Source organism: Streptomyces sp. MB09-02B (assembly GCF_033794485.1).
In the GTDB taxonomy this organism is placed as follows: Bacteria; Actinomycetota; Actinomycetes; order Streptomycetales; family Streptomycetaceae; genus Streptomyces.
Window position 1 is genome coordinate 1 of the sequence record NZ_JARGEE010000093.1, and the last position, 24,945, is coordinate 24,945.

At 70.1% G+C, this 24,945-nt stretch carries 21 protein-coding genes, 1 other RNA gene and 7 pseudogenes; 12 read left to right on the forward strand and 17 right to left on the reverse strand.

Annotation, left to right across the window (positions count from 1 at the left end; translation table 11 throughout):
- A pseudogene (locus P1P70_RS15785) lies at positions 1–196 on the forward strand (IS630 family transposase); the annotation flags it as partial.
- Between the two features lie 177 nt (positions 197–373).
- Here the strand turns inward: P1P70_RS15785 and P1P70_RS15790 are convergent.
- The 5 genes and pseudogenes from P1P70_RS15790 to P1P70_RS15810 all read right to left on the reverse strand — a co-directional run.
- A pseudogene (locus P1P70_RS15790) lies at positions 374–484 on the reverse strand (ATP-binding protein); the annotation flags it as partial.
- A gap of 124 nt (positions 485–608) precedes the next feature.
- A complete protein-coding gene (locus P1P70_RS15795; protein WP_319237633.1) occupies positions 609–998 on the reverse strand; it encodes a peptidase inhibitor family I36 protein in 390 nt (129 codons plus the stop codon).
- A 188-nt stretch (positions 999–1,186) separates the two neighbouring features.
- Positions 1,187–2,134 carry a peptidoglycan DD-metalloendopeptidase family protein gene (locus P1P70_RS15800; RefSeq protein WP_319237636.1) on the reverse strand — a complete coding sequence of 316 codons (948 nt, stop codon included), beginning with the start codon at positions 2,132–2,134 and terminating at the stop codon, positions 1,187–1,189.
- 54 nt (positions 2,135–2,188) lie between these two features.
- Positions 2,189–3,541, reverse strand: coding sequence for a protein kinase domain-containing protein (locus tag P1P70_RS15805; protein WP_319237664.1), 1,353 nt, complete (start codon positions 3,539–3,541; stop codon positions 2,189–2,191).
- 86 nt (positions 3,542–3,627) lie between these two features.
- A complete protein-coding gene (locus tag P1P70_RS15810; protein WP_319237666.1) occupies positions 3,628–4,380 on the reverse strand; it encodes an FHA domain-containing protein in 753 nt (250 codons plus the stop codon).
- Between the two features lie 207 nt (positions 4,381–4,587).
- On the opposite strand from P1P70_RS15810, the gene P1P70_RS15815 reads away from it, so the two are divergent.
- Positions 4,588–4,716 (forward strand): hypothetical protein, encoded by a 129-nt coding sequence (locus P1P70_RS15815; RefSeq protein WP_319237638.1) that lies wholly within the window; start codon positions 4,588–4,590, stop codon positions 4,714–4,716.
- A gap of 576 nt (positions 4,717–5,292) precedes the next feature.
- Here P1P70_RS15815 and P1P70_RS15820 read toward each other — a convergent pair.
- Together P1P70_RS15820 and P1P70_RS15825 are read right to left on the reverse strand one after the other, a co-directional pair.
- Positions 5,293–5,496, reverse strand: coding sequence for a DUF397 domain-containing protein (locus P1P70_RS15820; RefSeq protein ID WP_319237641.1), 204 nt, complete (start codon positions 5,494–5,496; stop codon positions 5,293–5,295).
- Positions 5,493–6,322, reverse strand: a pseudogene (locus tag P1P70_RS15825) (helix-turn-helix domain-containing protein). Before P1P70_RS15825 ends, P1P70_RS15820 begins: the two are co-directional and overlap by 4 nt.
- Positions 6,323–6,562: 240 nt before the next feature.
- Here P1P70_RS15825 and P1P70_RS15830 point away from each other — a divergent pair.
- Positions 6,563–7,012 (forward strand): ATP-binding protein, encoded by a 450-nt coding sequence (locus P1P70_RS15830; RefSeq protein ID WP_319237642.1) that lies wholly within the window; start codon positions 6,563–6,565, stop codon positions 7,010–7,012.
- Here the strand turns inward: P1P70_RS15830 and P1P70_RS15835 are convergent.
- Positions 7,013–7,775 (reverse strand): annotated as a pseudogene (locus tag P1P70_RS15835) (DUF7008 domain-containing protein); the annotation flags it as partial.
- A pseudogene (locus tag P1P70_RS15840) lies at positions 7,768–8,109 on the reverse strand (protein kinase domain-containing protein); the annotation flags it as partial. The pseudogenes P1P70_RS15840 and P1P70_RS15835, both read right to left, overlap by 8 nt.
- Positions 8,110–8,556: 447 nt before the next feature.
- On the opposite strand from P1P70_RS15840, the gene P1P70_RS15845 reads away from it, so the two are divergent.
- From P1P70_RS15845 to P1P70_RS15860, 4 genes are all read left to right on the forward strand, one after another.
- Complete coding sequence (locus P1P70_RS15845) at positions 8,557–11,487, forward strand: putative dsRNA-binding protein (protein WP_319237643.1); 2,931 nt, start codon at positions 8,557–8,559, stop codon at positions 11,485–11,487.
- 65 nt (positions 11,488–11,552) lie between these two features.
- A complete protein-coding gene (locus tag P1P70_RS15850) occupies positions 11,553–12,161 on the forward strand; it encodes a hypothetical protein (RefSeq protein ID WP_319237644.1) in 609 nt (202 codons plus the stop codon).
- A gap of 387 nt (positions 12,162–12,548) precedes the next feature.
- Positions 12,549–13,175: a hypothetical protein gene (locus P1P70_RS15855; protein WP_319237645.1), complete on the forward strand. Its 627-nt coding sequence runs from the start codon at positions 12,549–12,551 to the stop codon at positions 13,173–13,175.
- Entirely contained in the window at positions 13,172–13,759 is a 588-nt protein-coding gene (locus tag P1P70_RS15860; protein ID WP_319237647.1) for a hypothetical protein, read from the forward strand. The genes P1P70_RS15855 and P1P70_RS15860 overlap by 4 nt, the downstream gene beginning before the upstream one ends.
- A gap of 28 nt (positions 13,760–13,787) precedes the next feature.
- Here P1P70_RS15860 and P1P70_RS15865 read toward each other — a convergent pair.
- From P1P70_RS15865 to P1P70_RS15880, 5 genes and pseudogenes are all read right to left on the reverse strand, one after another.
- Positions 13,788–13,981: pseudogene (locus P1P70_RS15865) on the reverse strand (hypothetical protein); the annotation flags it as partial.
- A 230-nt stretch (positions 13,982–14,211) separates the two neighbouring features.
- Positions 14,212–14,618: RNase P RNA component class A (rnpB, locus tag P1P70_RS15870), an RNA gene on the reverse strand.
- A gap of 127 nt (positions 14,619–14,745) precedes the next feature.
- A pseudogene (locus tag P1P70_RS45790) lies at positions 14,746–15,525 on the reverse strand (DMT family transporter); the annotation flags it as partial.
- A gap of 19 nt (positions 15,526–15,544) precedes the next feature.
- The gene (locus P1P70_RS15875; protein WP_319237649.1) at positions 15,545–16,369 is read right to left on the reverse strand and encodes an AraC family transcriptional regulator; all 825 of its coding nucleotides are present in this window, start codon (positions 16,367–16,369) and stop codon (positions 15,545–15,547) included.
- Between the two features lie 82 nt (positions 16,370–16,451).
- Positions 16,452–17,030 carry a Uma2 family endonuclease gene (locus tag P1P70_RS15880; protein WP_319237651.1) on the reverse strand — a complete coding sequence of 193 codons (579 nt, stop codon included), beginning with the start codon at positions 17,028–17,030 and terminating at the stop codon, positions 16,452–16,454.
- A 176-nt stretch (positions 17,031–17,206) separates the two neighbouring features.
- Between P1P70_RS15880 and P1P70_RS15885 the strand changes: the two genes are divergently transcribed.
- From P1P70_RS15885 to eda, 4 genes are all read left to right on the forward strand, one after another.
- Complete coding sequence (locus P1P70_RS15885) at positions 17,207–18,004, forward strand: MerR family transcriptional regulator (protein ID WP_319237653.1); 798 nt, start codon at positions 17,207–17,209, stop codon at positions 18,002–18,004.
- Positions 18,001–18,666, forward strand: coding sequence for a hypothetical protein (locus P1P70_RS15890; protein ID WP_319237655.1), 666 nt, complete (start codon positions 18,001–18,003; stop codon positions 18,664–18,666). The genes P1P70_RS15885 and P1P70_RS15890 overlap by 4 nt, the downstream gene beginning before the upstream one ends.
- A 249-nt stretch (positions 18,667–18,915) precedes the next feature.
- A complete protein-coding gene (yaaA, locus tag P1P70_RS15895; RefSeq protein ID WP_319237656.1) occupies positions 18,916–19,698 on the forward strand; it encodes a peroxide stress protein YaaA in 783 nt (260 codons plus the stop codon).
- 71 nt (positions 19,699–19,769) lie between these two features.
- Positions 19,770–20,438, forward strand: a complete 669-nt coding sequence (eda, locus tag P1P70_RS15900) for a bifunctional 4-hydroxy-2-oxoglutarate aldolase/2-dehydro-3-deoxy-phosphogluconate aldolase (RefSeq protein ID WP_319237657.1) — start codon at positions 19,770–19,772, stop codon at positions 20,436–20,438.
- Here eda and P1P70_RS15905 read toward each other — a convergent pair.
- Genes P1P70_RS15905 through P1P70_RS15915 form a run of 3 tightly spaced genes read right to left on the reverse strand, consistent with a single transcriptional unit; the run spans position 20,424 to position 23,607 of the window.
- A complete protein-coding gene (locus tag P1P70_RS15905) occupies positions 20,424–21,902 on the reverse strand; it encodes a bifunctional RNase H/acid phosphatase (protein WP_319237658.1) in 1,479 nt (492 codons plus the stop codon). The genes eda and P1P70_RS15905 overlap by 15 nt on opposite strands.
- 38 nt (positions 21,903–21,940) lie before the next feature.
- Positions 21,941–22,684: a zinc ribbon domain-containing protein gene (locus tag P1P70_RS15910; RefSeq protein ID WP_319237667.1), complete on the reverse strand. Its 744-nt coding sequence runs from the start codon at positions 22,682–22,684 to the stop codon at positions 21,941–21,943.
- Entirely contained in the window at positions 22,681–23,607 is a 927-nt protein-coding gene (locus tag P1P70_RS15915) for a Nif3-like dinuclear metal center hexameric protein (RefSeq protein WP_319237660.1), read from the reverse strand. The genes P1P70_RS15910 and P1P70_RS15915 overlap by 4 nt, the downstream gene beginning before the upstream one ends.
- Positions 23,608–23,801: 194 nt before the next feature.
- On the opposite strand from P1P70_RS15915, the gene P1P70_RS15920 reads away from it, so the two are divergent.
- Positions 23,802–24,945 (forward strand): hypothetical protein (locus P1P70_RS15920; protein WP_319237662.1); only part of this gene is annotated, 1,144 nt, incomplete at its 3' end.

Genomic DNA, 24,945 nt, shown 5'->3' on the forward strand with positions numbered 1-24,945 from the left:
GTCGTACTCGCCGGAGCTGAACCCCGACGAGCTGGTCAACGCCGACCTCAAACGGAGCCTGCCGATGCACAGCCGGGCCCGCGACCAGGCCCAACTCGCTGCCGAGACCCGACGGTTCTTCCACCGACGCCAACGCCAGCCCCACATCGTCCGCGGCTACTTCGGCGGCCCGCACGTCCGCTACATCCTCGAATAGAACCCTTTGAGTTTCGGATCAATAACAGCCGATTCCAGAGTCCGTTCGGCCAAGTCGACGAGCTGCCGCGCTTGGCTGACTCGGCCGCCCGCCACATCACACGTCCTGGCGCGAGCAGGAACCTACCCCGTTTCTGCACCGCCTGGCATAGGTTCGCCGGAACATGTGCGCTTTGCCGAAGCTCTCGTTGGAGGCGATGGCGACGCTGTTCTTCTCCTCGCGCTCGGTCAGGACCTGGAACAGCAGCTCGACGCCCCTGCGATCAAGCTCCATATATCCAGGACGATCGCGTCGATCAGGGCAGGACCGCGACCGGTCTCGCCGTCGGGGTCGACCGTCCCCCCGGAGGGCAGCCCAGTGCCCCGGCGCCGTCCGCGCTTCGCGCGGCGCCGGGGCACGACAGCCTGCCCGATCAGCAGCTGGTGGCCCACTTGTGGGAGCGGAGGGTCTTCGGGGTCGAGTAGGTGTACTTCAAGCCGTTGGCTGCGCAGCCTTCGTAGGTGTTGTAGTTGGCGTAGCGGTAGTACTTGACGGTGTCGTAGCCTCCCGAGTAGCCGTTGTTGTATACCGACCTGACCTTCGTGGTGCCCGACCACGAGCACGTGATGGCACCGCCCCGCCAGTCGCTGTCGTCGGCGTTCCAGCTGCACATGCTTCCGCTACCGTCGCTGCCGGAGAAGAAGCAGACGTCGCCCCTCACACAGCGGTCGTAACCACTGGCGGCCTGGGCTGAAGTGGCCGGGACGCCCAGGCCGACGACCGTCAGGGCGAGTGTGGCGATGGTGACACCTAGTTTGCGCATGTTTGTTCCCCCTTGGTCTGCCTCGATCGAGGCGCATGAAGGTGCGGCCGGGCGTTGCGGGCGACGTTCAGTGATGTCGCTTCCGGTGTGCCACGCCGCTCCCGGTGACGTGTTCACACCATGGCTGACCGGGCCGGGTGCCGGTACCTCGTACATCAGAGGAGTGGCGGTACGCGCCGGCGCCCCCCTCAGGCCGGGCATTCGCCCCGCCACCGCACGGAGTCGATGGTCCGGCCGCCGGAGGCGAAGTTGCCCCGGCCCTCGAACCAGCCGCGGTGCAGACAGGCCCCGCCGCCCTCCACGAAGGTGACCTGGACGTGGTCGTAGCCCTCCTGAACGTTGCCGTTGTTGAAGAACGACTTGCGCAGACCGCACGCGCTGCTGGGGTCGTCGCTGTCGGTCCGGCACACGCTGCCGGTTCCGTCAGTGCCGGAGTAGAAGCACACCGAGCCCGGCGGACAGTCCTTCCAGGCGGCGGAGTCGCCGCAGTTGGCGCTGGTCACGCTCGGCCACTGCTTGCCGACGCCCGTGTACTCGACGCCGTTGAAGTGGACCGGCTTGCGGTGCCTTTCGTCGGTGAAGTCGCCGGTCGCCAAGTACCGCTGTTCGTAGTGGAGATGGGCCCAACTCGTGTCGCCGGAGGCGCCGATCCGGCCGATGCGCGTCGAGGGCTGGACCTTGTCGCCCTTCTTGACGTAGCGGTCGGGGGCATCCTTGAGGTGGTAGTACGCCGTGAACCAGCCGCCCGCATGCTTGACCTGAATGGTGTTCCCCGAGCCGTTGTCCCAGTAGGTCGCGGTGACCGTCCCCGCGGCGGACGCCTGTACGGGCAGGCCGTCGGATCCGGTGTTGCCCTTCACCACGATGTCGAGTGCGGGGTCGTGCCCGGCGTCGTAGGTGTTGAGCTGCCACTGGCTCTGGCAGGAGAACGGCATCTGGAAGGCGGGCTTGCCCGGGGGTGGCGCCTGCGTGACCGATGCCCCGTCGGCGGAGGCGGAACCAGCAGCCGAAGCGGAACCGGAAGCCGAAGCGCCGGACATCGTGGCGGCTCCCAGCGACAGCGCGGCCGCACAGGCGAGCATCGCCGTACGCAGCCGGTGTCCAAGGCGCCGGACTTTCCTCTTGCTCTGCGGCATCGGACCCCTTTCGCAGGGCCGGGCGGCGGCGTGCCCGGCGGAAGTGTGCTCCGCTCACCGTCCCGCCGGAGGGCCGTCACCGCGTACTCGTATCTCAGAGGGTTGGGCCGCCGAAGGGCGGGCATCACTGGCTCGGCACTTCTTCTCCCAGATGTGCGACCGGGTCCGCAGCGGCGCGGTGAAGTTCTCCCTGGCGCCCACCTCAACGCAGCCCAGAGGCTCCCGCAGCCGCTTCTGCGCGTAGTAGGCGACATCGACGAACTCCTCGCCCGCGTCGGTGTCGTGGCCGTTGTTGAAGACCGACCGGGCCTTCTTCTGGGCGGCCCAGCCGCAATGGTTCTCGCCTGCTGTCCAGTCGTTGTCGTCGCCGTCCCACGCGCACATCTCGCCCATGCCGTCCCGCTCGGTGAAAAAGCAGACGCTGCCCTTGTCGCACCGGTCATAACCCACGGCGCCCGCGGCGGTCTCACCCACCCCCGCCAGGGCGTTGTTCACCCCGAAGCCGAGCGCGGCGAGCCCGGCCGCCGCCATCGCGGCCCAGCGCCACCGCCGAGGCAGCGGGTGCGACCGGGGCGAGCGGGCCGTGCCCGCCGCCGACTCCACCCTGCGCAGCAGTGACGCCGCGTCGTGTACGGCGCGCTCCCGGTGCGTGCGGGCCAGGCAGTCCGCGATGATCTGCTGCCAGGGGGAGGGGAGTTCGGGGGAGAGGCGCAACTCGTCATGGCCCTGCGCGTAGCGCACCGCTGCGTCCCGGCGGGCGGACGGGGTGGAGCCCGGCAGCGGCTGGGATCCGGTGAGCACGACATGGGCGAGTACGCCGAAGGCCCAGACGTCCGCCGCCGGGCGGATCTGGCGGCCGCGTTCGCCGACCTCGGACCAGAGCAGCTCGGGCGGGGTGTAGTCGGGCGTGGAGAAGGCGGGGGTGTACGCGTGCGTGCCCTCCATCTCGGCGGCCATGTTGAAGTCGGCCAGGCGCACCGAACCGTCCTTCATGAGAAGGACGTTGGGTGGCTTGAGGTCGCCGTGCACCCAGCCCGCATGGTGCAGTTGGTACAGGCCGGCGCAGATCTGGGCCAGCAGCTCGGGCCCGCCGCGCGGTCTCGGCGTCCGAGAGAGCAGGGCGTCGAGGGACTCCTCGGCCTTCTCCAGTACGAGGACGGTGGCGCCGTCGAGCTCCGGGTGCCCGGGGTCGTCCACCGTCAGCGTCTCGTACAACCGGATGAGGCGTGGCGCCTGCAGCCGGCTCAGCAACTTCACCTCGCGCTCGGCGAGTTCCCGCAGATGCCGCAGTTGGCGTGGGGTGCTGGTGCCGGTGGGCAGGAACTTCAGCGCGGACACGGACGGTGGCTCCCCGGACGGGCCGACGCGTCGGCCCGCGTACACGCTGCCGAAGGCCCCGGCGGCCATGGGCTCGCGGACCTCCCAGCCGCCGACCCGATAGCCCTTGGGGACGTGCACGGAGGACGGATGTCCCGGGCTCGTACGGAACGGGTTCACCGCACCGCCTCGCGGGGGCGGGTGAGCAGGACGAGATCGTCCTCCCGGACAAGGTCGAAGCGGAGCGCGAGCGAGACGAGCGACTCCTTCTTGCCGTTGAGCCGGGGACCGGACTCCGCCGTGTCCGGGGCGGGCTTGAGGCGCAGCTTCACCGCCAGGTAGTCGATGTTCCACTGCACGGCGGCGCGGTTGGTGGTGGGCCAGATCGGTCGCAGCCGCTCGGCCAGCTGCTCGACGGTGGGCAGCTGCGCGTGCGGCGCACCGCGCAGCCGGGGCTCGCACAGCGCGGTCAGCACCGCGAAGTAGCGCTTGGAGCGGTCCAGGGCGAACGCCGGGGCGGTGCTGGCGCCGCCGGGGGACTCCTGGTCCGTCGCCCGGGTGTCGAGGTAGTCGTGGCGTGGCGCCCACACGTCGAAGCTGAGCAGCTCGCCGCCGGCGGGCAGTACAACCCGGGCGAACTCGAAGGGCACCGGGGCGTTGAGGCGGCCCGGTGCGACCTTGATGTGCTCGCCCGCACCCTCCGGGTTCTCCACGACATAGGTCTGGGAGTGGCTGAGATTGCTCAGTATCCAGAAGGTGTCGTGTGCGGTTATCCGGCCGGCGGCCCGGGACACCCCTTCGTGCGCGATGGTGAGGTGAGGGCCTGGCGCCCCCGTGCTCCGGCCGAAGTCGAGCTGCTCCCCGCTCGCGAGGCGGATCGGTTCCCCGGGCCCGCCGTACTCGGGCGGCACCACGATGATGCTGTACATCATTTGTCCCCCTTGTTGCACTAACCAGCCCTAAAGCTAGGGGTGGTTCCCTTCTCAGGAAAAGGGAACGCGTTCCACTGGGCACAGAGCCGACGGACCCGGCGGCGCCGGACCCGGCGCCGCCGGAAGCCGCGGCCGGACCGTCTTCGCGAGCGACACCGCATGGAATGAAGTGGACAAGCGTCGCGTAAGGCAAAAATCCTTTCGATGTTCGCACTCTGCGAGATCCTTCTGGGCGCCTACGCCCGAGGCGAGATCCACCTGTACCCCCGCATGGTCACCACTGCCCAGCGTGACGAACTCAAACAGACCACACCCACCCCCGTAGCCGCCTGACGAACGCCGCCGCCGCAAAGGAAACGCCGTCGCCACCAGCGACGACAAGGACACCCGTCGCGCCGCCTCCGCCGAACTCGGCCGCATCCTCGCCGACGCGGAGGCCGACGCCGCGCGCGTGACTGGACCTGGGAGTACAACCCCGACGCCGAACACGTCGTCGGCGACCTCCCCGAGCCCTACCGGCACGAAGTCGAAGACCTCGCCCGCCGCATCGCCGAAGCCGTCGGAGTCCGCCGCAACGGCCATCCCTTCGACATCCAGGAATCCGCCTCCGGCGTCAAGACCCACGCCGAAGGTCCGGTCATGATCTGGTACCAGGAGGACTACCGCGATGACGTCGTACTGATTCCTCCGCGTACAGCACCACCTGGCCCCCGGTGCCGCCCCGGCCAACGAGGGCTGACGGGCTCGCACCGCGACCGGCGCCCTGCTACGAGCCGACTGGAGCGGGGCGCCGATGTGTACGGGCTACGCACGGCGCTACCCGTCGATCACGCCATGGGTGAAGCCGCCCCACGCATCCGGGCTGATCACGAGGGCAGGACCGTCCCGCCCACCGATGGCCAGCACCTGTCAGAGTGCCGCGAACTCGACGAACGCGGTCCACGCCGTGGGGTCTACGGCCAGAGCGGCGCGGGTTGTGTCCTTCGAGTCGCGGACGTGGACCGTGGCGGGGTGGGCGGCGACCTCTACGCACTGGCCGCCATCACCCGCGCTGTAGCTGCTCTTGAACCATGCCAGGGCGTCGGTGTCCGGCCCCGCCTTTTCCCCGCTCATCTCTCTCCCAACAACTTCTCGATCAATGCCAGCGATTCTGTCGGAGTGTGGGCCTGCGCGCGAAGGATCCCGTACGTACGTTCAAGCTCCCGCACCTTGTGACGCTCTGTGTGTACACGGCTGTCGCCTTGTACCTCTGTGTACGCGATCCTGCGCCCATCCTTGGCCTCCATCAAGGTGAACGGTCCAGCGAGTCCCGCATGTTCCTGGCGGGACAACGGCATCACCTGGATCACCACGTTGCGCTTCTCCGCGATCAGCATCAGGTGCTCCAACTGTCCTCGCCAGACCGCCTCTCCGCCGAGGGGCCGGAGCAGGACAGCTTCCTCGATCACGAAGCTCAGATGCGGCGCTGGGCGTCGAGCGAAGATCTCCTGCCGCGCCAGCCTTGCGGCGACTCGCTGCTCCATGAGCGCTTCGTCCAACAGCGGCTGCCACATGGCGAACACCGCTCGTGCGTACTCCTCCACCTGCAACAGGCCATTGACCAACTGAGTGTCATACACATGCAGCTCGACCGCCTCGGCCTCCAACTTGGCCGCGTCCCGGAAGAACGCCGGATACTGAGCCCGAGCCACTTCCTCCTTGCTCGCGCTCAACACCCCACCCGCACCGAGCACTTCATCGGCCTGGTCGATGAACTCGGCGGCGGGATACGTCTCCCCTGCTCGAACGACGCGATCGTCGAGGCGGAGTAGCCGGTCAGCGAACCAAGCGTCGCGCGGTCCATCCCCGCCCGCTCCCGGAACAGCTTCAACTGCCGCCCGAACACGCACAACATGCCTGTCCCGACCTCATACTCAGGCTGCTGAACCTCGTCGTCCACGCCGCAGCTCCTCCCGTACGACCATCACAGTCACCGGACTCCGCCCGCCCAACGCGCGGCCCGAAAACCGGTCACGCCAACACCACGTACAAGCGCGCCGCCCAGGGGTACAGCCCGCACCCGTCAGCACGTCACTCCTGGTCACGCTACGCAGAGTCCGCGACCGTTGACCCCATGAAGTCAGCAACTCCCCCGAACGGGCATATGCCACAGCGTCCCGCGCCCGAACGTGGGTTCACCATGCGCTTCACCTCAACTCCGCGCGGGGCCCGCCTCGCCCGCCGACTCGTCTCGCACCGCCTGCACGACTGGGGCCACCCGTACACGACCCCGGTCAACGAAACGCTCACCCTCATCACGGCGGAACTCACCGCCAACGCCGTACGCCACGGCCACGTCCCCGGCCGGGACTTCCTCCTCCAACTCACCCTGGCCGAGGGCACGTTCCGTATCGATGTGACCGACACCCGCGCCGAGAAACGGCCTCCCGCCACTCCCCCGGTGACCGACTCGCTGTCCGAGTCCGGCCGGGGCCTGCTGCTCGTCGCCGCCCTCGCGGACGACTGGGGCGTCAGCCCTCGCCGGGCCGCTCCGGGCAAGACCGTGTGGGGCGTTCTGCACGTGCGGCCCCAAGGCCACCCGCTCACACGCCGGGTGCCCCCGGACCGACGGACCTCGATTTACTCCTGACTACTGCTTCGCTGCTGCGCGACGACCGCGGGTCGCTGCCGGAGGGCGCCAGCCACGAAGGTCGTCGTCGGTGAGTCCGTGCTCGCCCTGCTTCTGCTGGCGGTATCCGGCGAAGAAGTCCGCCGGGGAGCCGCTGTAATTCATGTCGAACTCGCTGTGCCACTGGGACAGCCACGGCTGGAGTTCCAGCAGACCGGCGAGGAAGGGCGTGATCTCCTCGGTGGACAGCGCGGTGTTGGTGCAGTAGCTGGCGAGGGCCTGCGCTTGCTCCCTGTGGTCCCAGCCGGGCCCACCCGTACAGCTCGGGGGTGGCGGCGTTGGTCTGCCCGTAGGAGATGAACCGCTCCTTGGGCACGTCGAGCTTGCCGCGCGCCCTCCAGTAGGACGGGCGAAGGAAGTCGGCCGAGGTGTACTTCGGCGGCACGGGGATGGAGTCCCGGATCTTCCGCTTGGCGGGCTCGTCCGGCGCAGCGTCTTCCTTGCGCTGGAGGTCCCACACCTCTTCCCAGTCGGCGCGCTTCTTCAGCCCGGTGGGCTTGTAGCGCAGGGCGGAGAGGAACGGCACGTGCTCGTCGGTGATCAGCTCGGCCACGACCTTCGCAAGTTCCTTGCGGGGCGCGTAGAGCTTCGCGACGGAGACGAAGTCCTCGTCGCGGGAGAGCGCGTCGGTGAGACGGGCCAGGGTGAGGATGGTGGGCTGGCCATTCTCGTCGAACCAGAGGTCGCGGGTCTCCATACGGTCCAGCAGCCAGGAGCGCACCGATGGTCGGGTACGGCCACTCCTTCGTGTCGGTCATGCGGGGCGGGAGACTGCCGTCGCCCCACTTGGGCAGCTCGCCGGAGGCCATCTGGTGCAGGGTGACGGCGACGGCGTACCGCTCGGCGTGGGAGTCGTACGAGCCGCGGGTGATGACGTCGACGAAGGGGTCGAGGTAACCGTCGGTGCCCGCGTTGGTGCTCTTGGCCGGGTAGCCGGCGAGGGAGAAGTCGATGAGGACGAGTTCGCGGGTGCGGTTGGGGCGGATGCGGATGGCGATGTTGTCGGGCTTGATGTCGCGGTGCCAGACGCCCTCGCCCTCCAGGAAGTCGACGGCGCCGCATGTGACATGAGAAGGGATGATGAAGGACGGAGCTATAGGACATACGGCCCGCACGAGAGGAACGCCCGTTCTGCGTCACGCCGACACAGGAAGCATTGACCAACCACTCCATGGCAAAAAGGGGCAAATCACCCCTCAAGTGGCGTTTTAGGCGAGCTCAGCCCGCTGACTCAGCGTACGGAGTGGTGTGCCTACCTCTCGTCGTCCCGGCGGCATCGACCCCCTGGAGGCACGCAGAACGATCCATCTCCCTCGAACCCCTATCGAACCAGACGTCTGGGACGTACCCTGACCTGGGGGTTCGCTGTGATCGCCGAGGTCTGTGGCGCGCGGCGGGACGAAAAGCGGAGCAGTAGGCCGGGGAGGGCCTGCCCGTGAGGCCGGGGAGCGTGTCGACGCCGTCCGCCGCGGGCCGGGCCCGTGCCGCGCGGCCGGGGGAGTGGCATGAACCGTTGGGTCGGCGTCGTCTCGCTGCGGGAAACCGCGGCACCTACGCCCGTGCACCGCATCGCGCTCGCCATCGAAGCCGCGCGCAAGCGGACGTCGTACCAACTCGCCGGACGAGAGGTCCCGTACGCGCGAATGCGTGCCGCGCTCCGCAGGCTCGGCCAAGAGCACGCGCGCCGCTACGAGTGGGAGCGGTACACGTACTGCGTCGAGCTGGCCGGCGACTTCTACAACGGAGGCGAACCTCCGCGGGGCCTGCCGGGCTGGCTCACTGCCGAACTCGACGACGGCCTGAGGCGTAGTGCCGCCGCTCCGAGGAAGAACGCGCGGAAGACGACGTCCACGCGGCACGAGCCCTGGCGTACCGAACACCGCAGGCCCCAGCCCTCACATCGGGACAGGCCCGCCTTCACCGGCGCTTCGGGCAGGGCAGTCGGCCGGACGGGCTCCAGGACGCCCGAGCCCGTCCGGCCGTACCGCCGCGTCGCACGGCGGACGACGGCCTGCGACGTCATGTACCCGCCGCTGCCCGCACTGCCGAGGGAGCTGGCGGAGCTGGTGGCCGAGGGCGGCGCCGAGGTGGTCACGGCCGTACGGGATACCGTAGGGCGGTTCGCCCCCGGGCCGGATGCGGTGACATGGCTCGGTCTGGCCGCCGAACACCGCAGCCACCTGTACGAGAAAGTGCCGACGGCGACCGTTACGCCACAAGTGCTCGGCTTGCTGGAACGGCTTGGCGCCACAGCTCTCGACATGATCCTTCTCGACGCCTACGTGCGGTGGGCCGTTCCGCAGAAGGTGGGAGAGCAGTCCTCCGAGCATGTCCGGCGCCGCCGCGCCGCGGACCTCGCGCTGGGCCAGTGGGTCGCGGAGCGCCGGTTGGCCCGCCTGGGCAGTGGTGAAGCACAGCAGCCCGCCCGGTCCGTGTACCAAGGGTGCGCACGGCAAGTGCTCGGAGTACTCAGTCTCTTCGGCGACTACGAGACCGCCCGTCGGTTCGTCGCCGCCGTATGGCCCGATCTCGACCGTCCAGTGGCAAGCACGGGATTCGATTCCGTCACCCAGGCGGACGCGGCCTTCCGGAAGGAAGGGCTGAGTTACGACTACGCGGAGGATGGCCCCGGCCACCGCAAGGAGTACCGCGCCACCGTCCGTACCGGCACAGGCCGCACCGCCCACGGCAGCGGCCCGTCGAAGAAGGCGGCACGTGCGGCTGCGGCCGAGGCGCTGCTGACCAAGTACCCGCAGGCCGCTCAGACCTCCGGTGCGCGACAGACCGCGCCCGAGCCCGGTCGGCAGCAGGCGTCACCGCTGCCGTACACGCGGCCGGAAGCCGAACACCGGGACGCGGTCGCCGACTTGGCGGCGATGTTCGAGCTCGGTCACCGGGCGGACGCTCTTCTCGCGCAGGCCCTCACCCACGCCTCTTGGATCTACGAGAACCAGCCAGCCGCGCACGCTGCCCGCCAGCACGACAACCAGCTCCTGGCGCACCAGGGTTCCTTTGTCGTCGACCATCTGGCGGCCTGCGTCCGGACCCGTCACACTCTGGCCCGCGGTTTCACCCCCGACGACGACGAAGCCCGCATTCTCACCGCCTCCGACGAGGACACCGCACGGCTCGCCGCTGCTCTCGCTCTCGGGGAAGGGCTGCTCACCAGTCGCGGTGAGAGCGGAAAAGGACTCGTGGCCGTCTCCGACGCGGCTCAGGCCGTGGTCGCCACGGCCTGGCGCGCCCGAGGGCCGGAACTCCTGCGGCGTCGACCTGCCGTACTGGACGAGTGGCTCACGAGCCTTGATCACCGACCCGACCCGACGACCATCCTCAACACCATGGCGATCACATACGGCATGACGTACGCCTTCGAGCACCGGGCCACGAACGACGGAAAGCATCTGACGCACTACACGGCCACCGCCGTGCTGCGGGACGTACGGGGGCGCACGCACCAGTGGACGGGACACGCCGACGGCCCTGCGGGCAAGACGTCGGCAGGCAAGGCGACCGCACAAGACATCCTCGACGTCCTCGCCGCCGCGTCCACAGACGATCTCTTCACCACGCTCGACGGACCGCAGCGCGACCTGCTGGCCTACTTGTTCCGCGCTCAGCTCGACGGGCTCGGGCAGCTGACGGAACGGCAACGCACCCGCATCCTGGCCCGCGGCGACCTCGGTACCGACCTCCTCACGACCGGTGACACCGAGGCGTTTCTGGCCTGGGCCGACCGTGTCACGACTCTGCTCGGCCCGGATATCGGGGAGGCACCCGAAACGCTGACGAGCCTGTACCGCAGGATCCTCGACATCACCCGGTACGGGCAACGCTCCCCACTGCGCCGCATGGCGGCGGACCCCGGCATCGACACCGCCGGCACGGTGCGGCGCCTCGCCGCCGAAGCCGTCCGGCGCGCGGCCAGTGCCAGCCCCCGGGTCGAGTCCGTGCGGGACGTCGTACAGGACTGGTGGCGCGACCAAGCGCCATGCACCGGCGTCACGGTCCGCGACGACATGCGCCAGGAGGCATTCGTGCCGCTCCCAACACACGTCGGCGCGCTGCACGAGACGCTGACGTGGTGCGGAGAGGCGGCCGAGGCGACAGGCACCCGGACCGACGTCGAACTGACCGTCCAGGACGGCACGCTGCACGTGTGGATCGGCCTCGACCGCGTCGACGTCCGGGCAGTCTGCGACGACTTCGCCCGGCTGCTGTCCCGCACCCTGCCCTTCACGGACTGTCTCGTCGGTGAGGACCACGTCCTGCTGCGCCTGCACGGCGGCCCCGACCGAACCGGACTCTCACCCCTGGCCGCGGCCGGACTCGACGCCTACCTGTCCGCCGTCGACGCGGAACGTCCCTCCGCTGCGGAGGAACAGCCCGACCCCGGCTCCCCCGAACCCGAAACCCACACCCTCGCGACCACGTGAGCGGTCCGACACCAGCCGGACAGAACCAGAGCCAGAACCACTGCGCGAGCGAACCAGGACCCGCCATGTCGAACCCCGCTTCCGGTCCCGATCACGGCGACTGGGCGGTGCCCTACCAGCCCGCCGACTTCACCGACGTCGACCCCGCGGCCGTCACCTGGCGCGGAAAGACCCCGTCCCCCGCACTGGTGGACGCCGTGTACCGCATCGTCGAGGGGGAGGGGCCGATCCACCGGGACGTCCTCCACCTCCACCTGGGCGAGGTGCTGTACCAGCCCAAGCTCACCGCCGCGAAGAAACGCCTCGTCGACGCGGCGGAGGAACTGCTGACGGACGAAGGCCGGATCATTGGGACGGACGACTTCCTCGACCTCCCCGGCCAGCCCTGCGCACAGGCCCGGTGGCCGCTGCCGGGCCTGACCCGACGCCCGGTCGAGCTGGTAGCCCCGGCCGAGCGGCGGCGAGCGCTGCTCGGATTCGTCGAGGACCGCCCGCGTGAACTCGGTGCCGAACAGGCCGTCGCCGAGGCCGCCGCCTTCTTCGGATGGTCTCCGCGGACCGGCCGCGCACCGGCCCGGCTGATGGCGGACCTGTACCGCCTCCGAGACACCGACGTCATCACTGGCTGGCCGAGCAAGCTGGAACCTGCTGCCTCAGGGGGCAGTGATGCCTGAAGACGACTACGAGGAGGACTGGGAAGACGATGAGGACCGGGACGTCCACGCCCGCATCCTCGTGGACACCGGCGACGAGGTCCACATCTTACGGCGAAGCAGTGCCCCTTCCCGTCGGGCTGCTCAAGGACTTCGAGGAAGGCGTGATTGCCGCCTGGCACGCCAACGGGTCGGGCGACTTGACCGGGGTGTTGAGGCCTTACATGGGCGCGGAGGGGGTTGGCGGATGAGTGGTTCAGGAAATCCGGTCCGAGTGGGCTGGTCAGGCGGTTGCAGTGCCATCCGTCCCGGTGGTGCGACGTGAGCGCAAGGGAAGCGGAGCCGAAGGAAGGGCTGCGGCGCACGGCGGATCGTCGTGCGCGCGGATCAATGACCCGTGGGGGTGCGGTGGGTAACGGCGGGAACAACCCGTTCGGCAAGCCGCCGGTGAAAGCCGGAGGGAAGCAGAGCAAGGCCGCGAAGCAGGCTGCTTCGGAGCAGCGGAGACGAGAGGACCTTCAGCGCAAGCAAGCACTTCGCGATGCGGAGCTCGCCCGCGAAGTCGAGCGGCGGCGCAACGGATTGGGGGACACCCCGGTCAGAGCCGAGAAGGTGCTGGCCTCGGTCAGGATCAAGACCAAGAAACCGAAGCGACCGCGTGGAAACCCGGTGCGCGTACCCGGGGAGCTGAAGCCCGCGTCCGCGAAGCGGTCGAGAAAGGCTGCGGTGGCTGCCAGCCTCAAGGATTTCCCCGCTTCCCGCCCTGCACGTGTCGCGGACAGAGGCGTGGACCGACGGGACACATTGCCCAAGGTGGCATCCGCCTACATGAGGCTGTCCCCGGAGGAGATGCAGCGCGAACGGCGGATTCGGCAGACCCGGGAGAAGAGGGCAGCGGAGAGGCTCGCGCAGAAACAGGCGCAAAAGAAGGCGCAGACATCCGGTCAGGACGACCGCCGGACGAAGACGAGTGGACCGGGGCACAGGGCGCGACTGGCACCACCAGCAATCCATGAGAAGGGAATGGAGAAATGAGGAGATCTGCGAGAGTACTGGGGCAAGCCTACGGTTTGACGGCCCAGGAGATGAATTTCATCCTCAAGGAAGAAGGATTTCTGGATGGAGAGCCCGGAAATTATACTGTAACCGAAAAAGGTAAGGAATACGCGGATGAGCAACACCACAGCCGTGGCACTGGCGGATACGCTCAGTACAACAGGGCATGGAGTACCACAACATGGAATGATGAAATAGCGGACGAGCTGAAAATCACCGACGACAGAAAGAGGGAGATCCGGCAGGCGATATCGGATGCAAAGCGGAGAGCTGGAGAGTCGGATAACGTTGGTGCGGATGCGGCGGACGAAAGCGATGGTAGTGACGGCGATGAAAGTCACGACAGCAACAGTAACGGCACACTCGTTGCGGCCGTAGCTGCGCTTCTCCTTGCCACATCCGCTTATGGGGCATATAGGGCGGTTCCCTACGTCAAGAGATTCTTGAATGACAAGGCTTTGCCTGGCATCAGGAATGTAAAGGACAGGGTGTTGACGAAGGGGAAAACGAGAGAAGAGGCTGACAGTGAAGGAGGCCCTTCGAACTCGAAGGGAGACCGATGAAAGACGGCCGTTGATTGCTGGCATCCCGCGCCTCGGGTACGGCTGCCGAGGCGCGGGCCTCGGGGGTCCACCAGTACGGCGGCAGGGGCTCGGACACGTCGCTGCCGAGGAGGCATTCCGCTTCGCCAGGTATTGGATCAGGAGTGGTGCCTCGACGGAGACCAGCGGACTGCCTCCGCGTGTGCACAGTTGGAGGACGCCGCCGTCACCGGTGGGGGCCAGCCCTCCCCGACGCCTGTGGCTCCAGCGCCATGCTCCGACGGCTGTCGCGAACGCCCAGCCCAGAGGCCTTGTGTGCCCCTCCGCTCCAGGGACTTTTCAGGGACTTTCAGCTCTGTCCGAGGGACTTGCGAGGGACTTTTCGCCGCCTAACGCGGCAAGCTCCTGAAAGATCGGAAAGGGCCTCCGACGCAGGTCAGAGGCCCTCTCCCAGGTAAAACCGCAGGTAGCGGCAGACGAGTCGGGCTGTACGCCGGGTTCTGTCGCCCGGCTGCCTCGCGGCGGCCGGGGAGACGGCCATCCATCTAGGGCCGGCGTTGCCGTCGGCCTCGTGCGGTCTACCCGCGGACTCGGGCGGGCAGCCCTCGAACGTCCGCGCAGGGTCGCTTTTTACGGCGGCCCCTCTTGACCTTGCTCCGGGTGGGGTTTACCTAGCTGCCCAGGTCGCCCTGGGCACTGGTGGTCTCTTACACCACCGTTTCACCCTTACCGAGGACCGAGGTCCCCGGCGGTTTGTTTTCTGTGGCACTGTCCCGCGGGTCACCCCGGGTGGCCGTTAGCCATCACCCTGCCCTGTGGAGCCCGGACGTTCCTCGGGAAGCCCCCTAGGGGGACTCCACGCGGCCGTCCGCCCGGCTCGTCTGCCGTGTCGACCATGCTACCCGGCGGGAGCGAGGGGTCGGTCCCGTCGATGCCGTCGACGCCGTTGCCAGGAACGAGCCCGCCAGGATCAGGGCGAAGGAGGCGGCGATCGCGGGGGTGAGGCGCTCGTCCAGGAACAGGGCTCCCGCTGCCACCGCCACCGCCGGGTTGACGTACGTGAAGACCGTCGCCCGGGTCGGGCCCACCTCTCGGATCAGTTCCAGGAAGGCGACGAAAGCGAGGGCCGTGCAGATCACTCCCAGGGCCGCCAGGGAGATCAGGGCCTCGGTCGAGGGGAGGGTGGACGGGCGGGTCAGGGTCGCCGCGGGGGCGTAGACCAGCGCCGCCAGGAGCAGGACCGGGGCTATCAGCTGGAGCGTGGGGACCTGCTTGAGGTGGCGGGCCATGATCAAGGGGGCCGTCGCGTAGCCGATCACCGTGATCAGGACCTCCGTGAGGGAGAGGATGTTGCCGCCGGTGAGGTGCGGGATCGTGAGGACCGCCACGCCCCCCAGGCCCAGGGCCAGGCCTGTCATGCGGCGGGCTCCCAGACGTTCCGCGTCGCCGAAGTAGCGGGCCAGCAGCACGCTCACGATCGGGACGCCGGCGATCAGCAGGCCCGCCGTGGAACTGGAGAGGTGGCGTTCCGCGTCGGTCAGGGTCCACCACGGGCCGATGACCTCGATCACGGCGAACGCGAGCATCGGGCGCCAGTGCTGTCGGACCACGCGGGTCAGGTTCCCCTGGCGGATCGCGAAGGGGAGCAGGAGGGCCGCGCCCAGGGCACAGCGTACGAAGACGACCATGGACGGGGAGACCTCGTCCACCGCCACCTTGATCATCAGGTAGGGGATGCCCCAGAGGACTCCCATCAGGGAGAAGAGGAACCAGCCGCGTGCAGTCATGAAAAGAGTGTCCGGTGGATCAGCGGCGTAGGTCTTGAACGCTGTTGCGGTACGCCGCCGGCGTGACCCCCAGCACCTTCCTGAACCAGCGTGTCATGTGCGCCTGGTCCGCGAAGCCCACCTGGACCGCCGCTTCCGCCGGGCGGGCGCCCGCCTCCAGCAGGCCCCGGGCCCGGGCCACCCGGTGCTGGGCCAGCCACGCGTACGGGGGCATGCCCATCGTCGTACGGAAGGCTCGCAGGAGCTGGTAGCGGGAGAGGCCCAGGTCGGTGGCCAGGTCGGCGAGGGAGGGCGGGGAGAGGAGTTCGTCCGCCAGGCGGTCGCGTACGGCGAGGGCGATCGTGTCGGCGCCGGGGAGTGTGTCGGAGGTGAGGAGGGAGGTCGAGTGCCGTCGCGCCAGGGCCGTGAGCAGCCACGGGAGGCGGGACTCGGATTCCAGCGGGTCGGGGCAGGTGCTCAGGTCGGCGTGGGCGGTGCGCAGGGCGGCGGCGAGTTCGGGGTCGTGGACGACGGGGTCGCGGAAGTGCGGGGTGCCGCCGAGGATGCCGTCGGTGAGGAGGGCGGGGGCCGGATAGAGAGCGCGGTAGGCGTAGCTGCCGAAGGCCGACTCGCCGGTGTGGACCTCGCCCGGGGCCAGGACGACGATCGAGCCCTCCCCGACGGTGAGGGCGCCGCCCCGGTAGTCGATGCACGAGGCGCCCTGGACGCAGATACCGATGCTGAATTCCTCGTGGGTGTGCGGGGCGTAGCGGTGGCGGTCGAAGCGCGCGGTGAGGAGGTCCAGGGGGTGGTCGGGGCGGCCGAGGGTGGTGCGGGTCCAGCGGGTCTCGCCGTGTGTGCTCACCGCTGCCGCCCCCCGCTCCACTTCGCCCCTGCACCATTCGCCCCCGTCGGCTTCAGGCTACGCCCGGCGGGGCTGGGGCGGGTCAGAGAAAGTCGGAGGTCTCCAGGTCGAAGGCGAACGGTTCGGGGAGGGGGAGCGGTTCGCCGAAGGCGCGAGTGCGGTCGGCGCGGTAGTCGTCCTTCGCCGGCCTGCTGAAAAGCGTGACCTGGGACGCCTCACGATCAGCCAGCAGATAGAAAGGGATGCCGCTGCGGGCGTAGCAGCGGCGCTTGGCCTCCCGGTCGGCCGCGGGCTTGGTGGACGTCACCTCTACAACCATGGCGACACCGTCGCAGGGCATCCAGGATCGGGCGCCCCCGAAGAGGTCGAGTTCGATGGGTGCGAAAGTGGCAACGGGGACCACGTGGTTCTTGGGGCAGGCCTCTCCGCTCCTCAGAATCAGCCCCTTGTTCCCAGAGAAGTCCATGTCGGTGCGAGATCGTTTGATCACCTGCCTCACGATCCGGCTGATGTACTTCTCGTGTTCGCCGTCCGGCGGCGGTGTCACAACGATCTCCCCCTCGATCAGCTCCGCCCGGAATCCCTCCGGGGTGTCCAGGGCGAGAAAGCCCTCCAGCAGGAGGTCTTCCTGCGAGAGCGGCTCGTGGGCCATGGCAGTCATGTCACGCCCCTCCTTCTTCGGTCGCTCGCCAGACTGGGACATCGGCTGATCACCTGGCCCTGAGATCGGGAACCGTTCCCTCGATCGTGGCACACGACCCCGGTCACCGTCAGTCGCGGCTCGTCACCGAACCCGTCGCTTGACCCTGCCGCAGCGTCAACGTTTCTACTGGTCGTATGCGGATCGGAGAACTCGCCGCGGCCGTCGGGGTCACCCCGCGTGCCGTTCGGCACTACCACCATCTCGGGCTGCTGCCGGAGCCGGATCGGCGGGCCAACGGGTATCGGGACTACACGTTGCGGCACATGGTCGTGCTCGCGCGGATCCGGCGGATGACGGAGCTGGGGCTCGGGCTGGCCGAGGTGCGGGACGTGCTCGCGGACGACGCCGGGCGCGAACTCGTCGAGGTGCTGGGCGAGTTGGACGAGGATCTGGCGCGGCAGGAGGACGAGATCCGGGAGCGGCGGGGGCGGTTGCGTGTCCTGATGGAGGAGGCGCGCGCCGGGCGGTTGCCGGCCGAGGGGCCCGTCTCACCTGAACTGGCCGCCCTCTTCGGCAAGTTCGGGCACGCTCCGCACTCTCCGATGGCCGCCAAGGACCGGGAGGTGTTCGCCCTCCTGGAGACGACCGCCACGCCCGAGGTGCGGGCGGAGATGCTGGCGGGGCTGGAGAGCATGATGTCGGTCCCGGGCGCGGTGGAGCGGGCGCACGAGGCGTACGCGCTGCTCGACGCCCTCGCCGACGCCTCGCCCGACGACCCCCGGGTGGCGGAGGCCGCCCGCGTACTGGCGGACCTCATCCCGCCGGACATGGTCCCGCGGGACACCGGCATCGACCTCGACGACAGCGGGGGCGACGGCGGAACCGGCACCGGCACCGGCAGCTTCCTGCGCGCCTTCTACGCCGACTTCGCCCCGGCCCAGGCGGAGGCCATCCGCCGCACGCTCCGGATACTGAGGGAGGACCGTCCGTGAGAACGATCGGGACCAGGAAGTGGGGTGGCGCCTACCGGGTCGCCCGCTCCCTCGTGCGTCATGAACTCGTGCTGCTGGCAATCCTGTTGCGCTGGCCGACGCGGCGGCCGCACGGGGTCGGGGAGGGGGGTGCACGGGCGTACGGGTACGCGCGGGGGCAGGGCGCCGTGATGTTCGGCTTCGGCTTCGTGTGCGTCGTCGAGACCGTGACCATGTCCGTCCTGCTGCACGACTTTCCGCTCGTGCACGCGGTCTTCCTCGTCCTCGACCTCTATACGGTCCTCATCGTCGTCGGGCTCCACGCCGCCTCCGTGACCCGCCCCCACGTCCTCACCAGGACCACCCTGCGGCTGCGGCGCTTCGCCACCGTGGATCTGCGCGTCCCGTTGAACGCCGTCACCTCCGTCCGCCGTGAGCTGCGTACGACGCACGAGAAGCGGGACGGCGAGCTCGCCATGGAGGTCGGGTCGCAGACCACCGTCATCCTGGAACTGGCCGATCCCGTCGCCTACTTGACCTTCTTCGGCCGTCGCAGGGAAGTGCGTCTGGTGCGCTTCCACGCCGACGACTCCGAGCAACTCGTCCGCACCATGAGGGAGTTCATCAGCGAGGTCACGCCGGAACAGAGCGCGCCTTCGCCGCTCCCGGTTCGGCCTGCGTGAGCCGTACTCGCAGCCGACGACGACGGAGTGCGTGGTGATGTCGGTCGGCGTCACGGCGACGGGCGGCGCACGACAGCGGCGGCGTCCCGGGAGCAGGCGGCCGGGATGCCTTCGGGGGCGGCGCACGACAGCGGCGGCGTCCCGGGAGCAGGTGGCCGGGGCGTCATCGGTCGGTCTTCCACCCCGTACGCTGTCGCGGAGCCCCGAGAATGCCAAGAATCCCGAGTACCTCAAGAACAAGGAGCACCCGTGCTCGTCCTGCTGCCCCCCTCCGAAGGCAAGGCACCCTCCTCGGGTGGCGCTCCGCTGAAGCTGGAGGGGCTTTCCCTGCCCGCGCTCACCGGGGCGCGGGAGGCGGTCGTCGGCGAGCTGGTGGAGTTGTGCTCCGGCGACGAGGACAAGGCACGTGAGGTGCTCGGGCTGAGCGAGGGCCTGCGCGGGGAGGTCGCCAAGAACGCGGAGCTGCTGACGGCGGGGACGCGGCCGGCCGGGCGAGTCTACACGGGTGTGCTGTACGACGCCCTCGACCTGGCCACCCTGGAGACCGCCGCGAAGCAGCGGGCGGCGCGTTCGCTGCTGGTCTTCTCGGGGTTGTGGGGCGCGGTCCGCGTGACGGACCGGATCCCCTCCTACCGCTGCTCGATGGGCGTGAAGCTGCCCGGCCTCGGCGCGCTCGGCACGCACTGGCGTACGCCGATGGCGACGGCGCTGCCCGAGGCCGCCGGTGACGGGCTCGTACTGGACCTGCGGTCCTCGGCGTACACGGCCGCGTGGAAGCCGAAGGGCGAGGTGGCCGGACGGACCGCGACCGTACGGGTGCTGCACGCGCCCACGCGGAAGGTGGTCAGCCACTTCAACAAGGCCACCAAGGGCCGCATCGTACGGAGCCTGCTGTCCGCCGGGGTCGCCCCGAAGGGCCCGGCGGAGCTGGTGGAGGCGTTGCGGGACCTGGGGTACGTGGTGGAGGTGGCGCCTCCGGCGGGAGCCGGGCGGGCGTGGACTTTGGATGTGCTGGTGGACGAGGTCCACTGACACCTTTCGCTGACATTGCAACATGCGCAACGTTCGTTGTGCATGTTGTTACCCCCGGGCAGGATGACGGCATGTCGCCCTCGCCGCCTCCGCCCTGGTCCTCACGCGTCTCCGTCCTCGACCTGGCTCCCGTCCTGCCCGTGGTCGTCGTCGACGACCCCGCCGATGCCGTGCCGCTCGCGCGGGCGCTGGTCGCGGGTGGGTTGCCCGCGATCGAGGTGACCCTGCGGACGCCCGGCGCGCTGGACGCCGTACGGGCCATCTCGGCGGAGGTTCCGGGGGCGGTGGTGGGCGTGGGTACCGTCATCACGCCCACGCAGGTGAGCGAATCCGTCGCGGCGGGCGGGCGCTTCCTGGTCAGCCCGGGGTGGACGGACATGCTGCTGCGGGCGATGCGGGCGTCCGGGGTGCCGTTCCTGCCGGGGGTGTCGACCGCGTCGGAGGTCGTGGCGCTGCTCGAGCGCGGGGTGCGGGAGATGAAGTTCTTCCCGGCGGAGGCGGCCGGCGGTACGGCGTATCTGAAGTCGCTGGGCGGGCCGCTGCCGCAGGCGCGCTTCTGTCCGACCGGCGGGGTCGGGCCGGTCAACGCGCCCGAGTACCTCGCCCTCCCCAACGTCGGTTGTGTGGGCGGCACTTGGATGCTGCCGCCCGACGCCGTGGCCGCGCGGGACTGGGCGCGGATCGAAGGGCTGGCGCGGGAGGCGGCCGGCCTCGGTGACCGTCGTTCAGCGCAGGTGTGACGTGTCGTTGAGGAGGCGGAGGGTGGCGTTGCCGTCCGCGTAGTACGCCAGGGCCGACAGGGAGGCCGCCGAGAGTTCCATGCGGAACAGGGACTCCGGGGGTGCGCCGAGGGCCAGGCGGACGAGGGTCTTGATCGGGGTGACGTGCGTGACGAGCAGGACCGTGCGGCCCCGGTGTGCCGCGACCAGGTCGTCCCTGGTGGCGGCCACGCGGTGGGCTACGGCCGCGAAGCTCTCGCCGCCGCCGGTGGGTTCGGCGTCCGGGGAGGCGAGCCAGGCGTTCATGTCGTCCGGGTAGCGCTCCCGCACCTCGCCGAAGCTCAGGCCCTCCCAGGCGCCGAAGTCCGTCTCCCGCAGCCCGTCCTCGACGGTGACCCGCAGTCCCAGCCGGGCCGCGACGATCGCCGCCGTCTCACGGCAGCGGGCCAGCGGCGACGACACGACCGCCTGGACGGTGCCGCGAGCGGCGAGGGCCGCGGCGACGCGCTCGGCCTGGTACCGGCCGACGTCGGAGAGGGACGGGTCCGAACCACCGCTCCCCGAGAACCGCTTCTGGGGAGTGAGGGGCGTCTCGCCATGGCGCAGCAGCACGAAGGTGGCGGGGCTGCCGAGATCGGGGGCGGCGGAGGCGACGTTCTCGGCGGCCCGGAGATCGGCGGCGGTCTTGGCGGCACGCGGGTCGGCGGCGGTCTTGGCGGCACGCGGGTGGGTTGCGGTCTTGGCGGCACGCGGGCCGGCGGCACGTGGGCCGCCGACGGGCTCGGCGGCCCGTGGGTCGGCTACCGGCCCGGCATCGGTGCCGGTGACGGCGCTGGTGCCAGTGACGGCGCTGGTGCCGGTGACGGCGCTGGTGCCGGTGACGGCGCTGGTGCCGGTAACGGTGGCCAGCCCTTCTCCCCTGCCCCCCACCAGCGCCGCCCGCGCCCTCGCCGCGCCCGCCCTCGCGTCCCCGGGCGGGCCCGACGGCTCGGGCGCGGCGGCTGCGGCAGTCGCGGCGGACCGTGCCGCACGTGTGTCCAGGTCCGCCGTGGACGCGGCGGCCGACCACTGTTCGCCCCGCTTGCCCGCGTCCATCGCCTCGTTGGCCAGGCGGTCGGCGTGCTTGTTCTGGTCGCGCGGGATCCACTCGTACGTCACACGGCCGGGCGGGAAGACCCGCGCGGCCTCGGCGGCCAGCGGCTTCATGTCGGGGTGCTTGATCTTCCAGCGGCCCGACATCTGCTCGACGACGAGCTTGGAGTCCATGCGGACCCGGACGGAGGCCTCCGGGTCCAGCTCGTGCGCCGCCTTGAGGCCCGCGATGAGGCCCCGGTACTCGGCGACGTTGTTCGTGGCCACCCCGATGTACTCGGCGGCCTCCGCCAACGTCCCACCCGTCACCGCGTCGAGGACGACGGAACCGTAGCCCGCGGGCCCCGGGTTGCCCCGGGAACCCCCGTCGGCCTCGACGATGAACTCCCGCACGCCAGAAGCCCCCTACCTCTCCTTCTGCCCGACTGCTTCTAGAGGCCCGACTCGGACGTACGCACCAGGATGCGGCCGCAGTTCTCGCAGCGGACGACCGTGTCGGCGGCGGCCTTGCGGACGTCGTTGAAGTCGGTGATCGACAGCTCCTGGCGGCAGCCCTGGCAGGTGCGCTGGGACAGCTTGGCCGCGCCGATGCCGCCCTGCTGGTCGCGCAGCTTGTCGTAGAGCTTGAGGAGGTCCGCGGGGACCGACGCCGCGATGACCTCGCGCTCCTTGGTCACCGTCGCCACCTCGCCGTCGATCTCCTCGAACGCGGCGTCCCGGCGGGCGGTCGCGTCGTCGACCTTCCCCTGGACGGCGCCGACCCGCTCGGTCAGCTCGGCAACCCGCTCCTGCACGGACTCCCGGCGCTCCATGACCTCCAGGACGATGTCCTCCAGGTCACCCTGCCGCTTGGCGAGCGAGGCGATCTCGCGCTGCAGGTTCTCCAGGTCCTTCGGGGAGGTGATCGCGCCCGAGTCCAGGCGCTGCTGGTCACGGACGGCGCGCTGGCGCACCTGGTCCACGTCCTGCTCGGCCTTGGTCTGCTCGCGGGCGGTGTCGCTCTCCTCGGTCTGCGCGGCCACGAGCAGGTCGCGCAGCTGGGTGTGGTCCTTCGTCAGCGACTCGATCTCGGCGTGCTCGGGCAGCGACCTGCGCTTGTGCGCGAGCTGCTGCAGCCGTACGTCCAGGGCCTGGACGTCGAGGAGACGGATCTGGTCGGCGGGCGCGGCGTTCAGTTGGGGGCTCCCAGTGATTCGGTGGCAGAAGAAGGGGCGCGCGAAGCGCTCGTCGGAAGGGCGGTGGCGGGCGACGGGTGGGCGGACGCCGCGTGGGCGGTCCAGGGGTCGGTGACCGTCTTGGAGACGTGGACGCGCAGGTCCCAGCCCTCCCGGTCGGAGATCTCGTCGAGCTGGGCGGCGGCCAGCTCGCACCAGGGCCACTCGGTGGCCCAGTGCGCGGCGTCGAGCAGCGCGAGAGGTGTGTGGGCGGCTTCCGTGGTGCGGGCGACGGCCTCGGAGGCCGGGTGGTGGCGCAGGTCCGCGGTGAGGAAGGCGTCGACACCGGCCGCGCGTACGTCGTCGAAGAGGCTGTCGCCGGAGCCGCCGCTGACGGCGACCGTGCGGACGAGCGCCTCGGGGTCGCCGGCGACCCGGATGCCCTGCGCGGTGGCGGGCAGCCGCTCGGCGGCCCGCGCGGCCAGCTCCCGCACGGTCAGCGGGTGGTCCAGCTCGCAGACCCGGCCGAGACCGCGCCGCCCGGCGGGGTCGGCGGGGTCCGGTACGAGGGGGCGCACGACCCTGAGGTCCAGTGCGCCGGCGAGGGCGTCGCTGACGCCCGGGTCGGCGGTGTCGGCGTTGGTGTGGGCGACGTGCAGCGCGATGTCGTGCTTGATGAGGGTGTGCACGACACGGCCCTTGAAGGTGGAGGCCGCGACCGTCGTCGTCCCGCGCAGATAGAGGGGGTGGTGGGTCACCAGCAGGTCGGCGCCCAGCTTCACCGCTTCCTCGACGATCTCCCGGACCGGGTCGACGGCGAACAGGACGCGGCCGATCTCCTGGTCGGGGTCGCCGCAGACCGTGCCGACCGCGTCCCACCCCTCGGCCCTCTCGGGTGGCCAGAGGGCGTCGAGCGCGGCGATGACTTCAGACAGACGGGGCACGCACAAAGGCTACCTGCACTCCTCCTCTCCCCGACCGGCCACGGGTCACTCGACCAGCCACCCCTCGACCAGCACATCCGTCGCCGTTCCCTCAGGCGAATCACTGGACGAACACCCTTATGTGTGAAGGGGGCGCGGGTTGTCCCACGTCTGTGCGTACGAAAACTAGCTTCGTCGCCGGAGGTGATCGAACCATGACGGCCTGTACACCCCCCTCCCCCACCACGGGCCACGGGATCGACGCGGGACGGGAGAACGGCGGGAAGAACGCCGACTCGGACCACGCCGACCCGGGCAATGCCGAGGGCGACGGCAACGGCGGAGACCGGTACGGCACCGGAGGCGGCGGTCCGCGCAGCGGCGGTGGGAGCGTCGAGCCCGCGCCGCCCGGCTGCGTGATCACCGCCGACGGGACGTACGCGGCGCGGCTCGCGCTCGACGGCGAGTCCTGGTTCCCCGAGCGCTGGACCCTCGACGGCCACGAGCCGTACGCCGTCCCCCTCCCGGGCAACCAGCCGGAGGAGCCCGGCACCGAAGTGCTCCCCCTGACCGACGGCCGGGTCCTCATCCACCGGCTGGCCGCCGATCTGCACCTGTTCTCCCTCCTCTATCCCACCGGACCCGGCACCGGTGAACTCCCGCTCGGCGCGGTCGAATGCGCCGACCCGACGACCCGGGTGCGCCTCCTGCCGCCCTCGCCGTGCGGGGAGCGTGCGTACGCCCTCGCCCTGGGCCGGAGTGCGACGGCGGTGTGGCTGGTGGCAGGCGGAACGTTCGGCCCGGAGCTGCTGGCACAGGTGCCGGGCCGCTGCTCGGGCGGTGTCTGGCTGGACGCGACGGGCCGGCTGCTGGCCCTGGACCAGGAGTCGGGCGGCCGGACGAAGTCGGTGGTCGTCGATCTGGAGCAGGGCGGCGCGGTCTCGCCGCTGTTGCAGATCGCGGACGACAGCAACGACCGGGTACTGCTCGCCGACCCCGACAGCGGACTGCTCCTGATCCGCTCGGACGCGCCCTCCCCCGGCCACGACCGGCTGGGCTGGGGGGTGTTGGGCAGTACGCTGCCGGTCCGTTTCCCGGAGTGCCTGCGGGTGCCGGAGGGTCATCGCATCACCCCGTTCGCCATCCAGCCGGGGCAGATCCTCACCCCCGAGAGCTGCGCGGTCGCGTTGCGCATCGACGGCCCGCGCGGCAGCTGGGTCGGTGTCTGGCGCCCGGCCGCCCGCCGGATCCTCCATCTGCCCGCTCCCGAGGGCTGGTTGGCGGGGGCCGGGCTGTGGAGCCGCGAGGGGGTGCTGCACCTCCCTTACACAACAGGGGTGGTGCGGTGCGGGGTGGCTC

Excerpts from the sequence above, each read along its gene's own strand:
- P1P70_RS15885 (WP_319237653.1), top strand. The coding sequence starts at position 17,207 with ATGCGGATCGGAGAACTCGCCGCGGCCGTCGGGGTCACCCCGCGTGCC.
- P1P70_RS15820 (WP_319237641.1), bottom strand. The coding sequence starts at position 5,496 with ATGAGCGGGGAAAAGGCGGGGCCGGACACCGACGCCCTGGCATGGTTC.
- P1P70_RS15845 (WP_319237643.1), top strand. The coding sequence starts at position 8,557 with ATGAACCGTTGGGTCGGCGTCGTCTCGCTGCGGGAAACCGCGGCACCT.
- P1P70_RS15805 (WP_319237664.1), bottom strand. The coding sequence starts at position 3,541 with ATGGCCGCCGGGGCCTTCGGCAGCGTGTACGCGGGCCGACGCGTCGGC.
- P1P70_RS15810 (WP_319237666.1), bottom strand. The coding sequence starts at position 4,380 with ATGTACAGCATCATCGTGGTGCCGCCCGAGTACGGCGGGCCCGGGGAA.
- P1P70_RS15860 (WP_319237647.1), top strand. The coding sequence starts at position 13,172 with ATGAGGAGATCTGCGAGAGTACTGGGGCAAGCCTACGGTTTGACGGCC.
- P1P70_RS15815 (WP_319237638.1), top strand. The coding sequence starts at position 4,588 with ATGTTCGCACTCTGCGAGATCCTTCTGGGCGCCTACGCCCGAGGCGAG.
- P1P70_RS15880 (WP_319237651.1), bottom strand. The coding sequence starts at position 17,030 with ATGACTGCCATGGCCCACGAGCCGCTCTCGCAGGAAGACCTCCTGCTG.
- eda (WP_319237657.1), top strand. The coding sequence starts at position 19,770 with ATGTCGCCCTCGCCGCCTCCGCCCTGGTCCTCACGCGTCTCCGTCCTC.
- P1P70_RS15800 (WP_319237636.1), bottom strand. The coding sequence starts at position 2,134 with ATGCCGCAGAGCAAGAGGAAAGTCCGGCGCCTTGGACACCGGCTGCGT.
- P1P70_RS15830 (WP_319237642.1), top strand. The coding sequence starts at position 6,563 with ATGCGCTTCACCTCAACTCCGCGCGGGGCCCGCCTCGCCCGCCGACTC.
- P1P70_RS15850 (WP_319237644.1), top strand. The coding sequence starts at position 11,553 with ATGTCGAACCCCGCTTCCGGTCCCGATCACGGCGACTGGGCGGTGCCC.
- P1P70_RS15795 (WP_319237633.1), bottom strand. The coding sequence starts at position 998 with ATGCGCAAACTAGGTGTCACCATCGCCACACTCGCCCTGACGGTCGTC.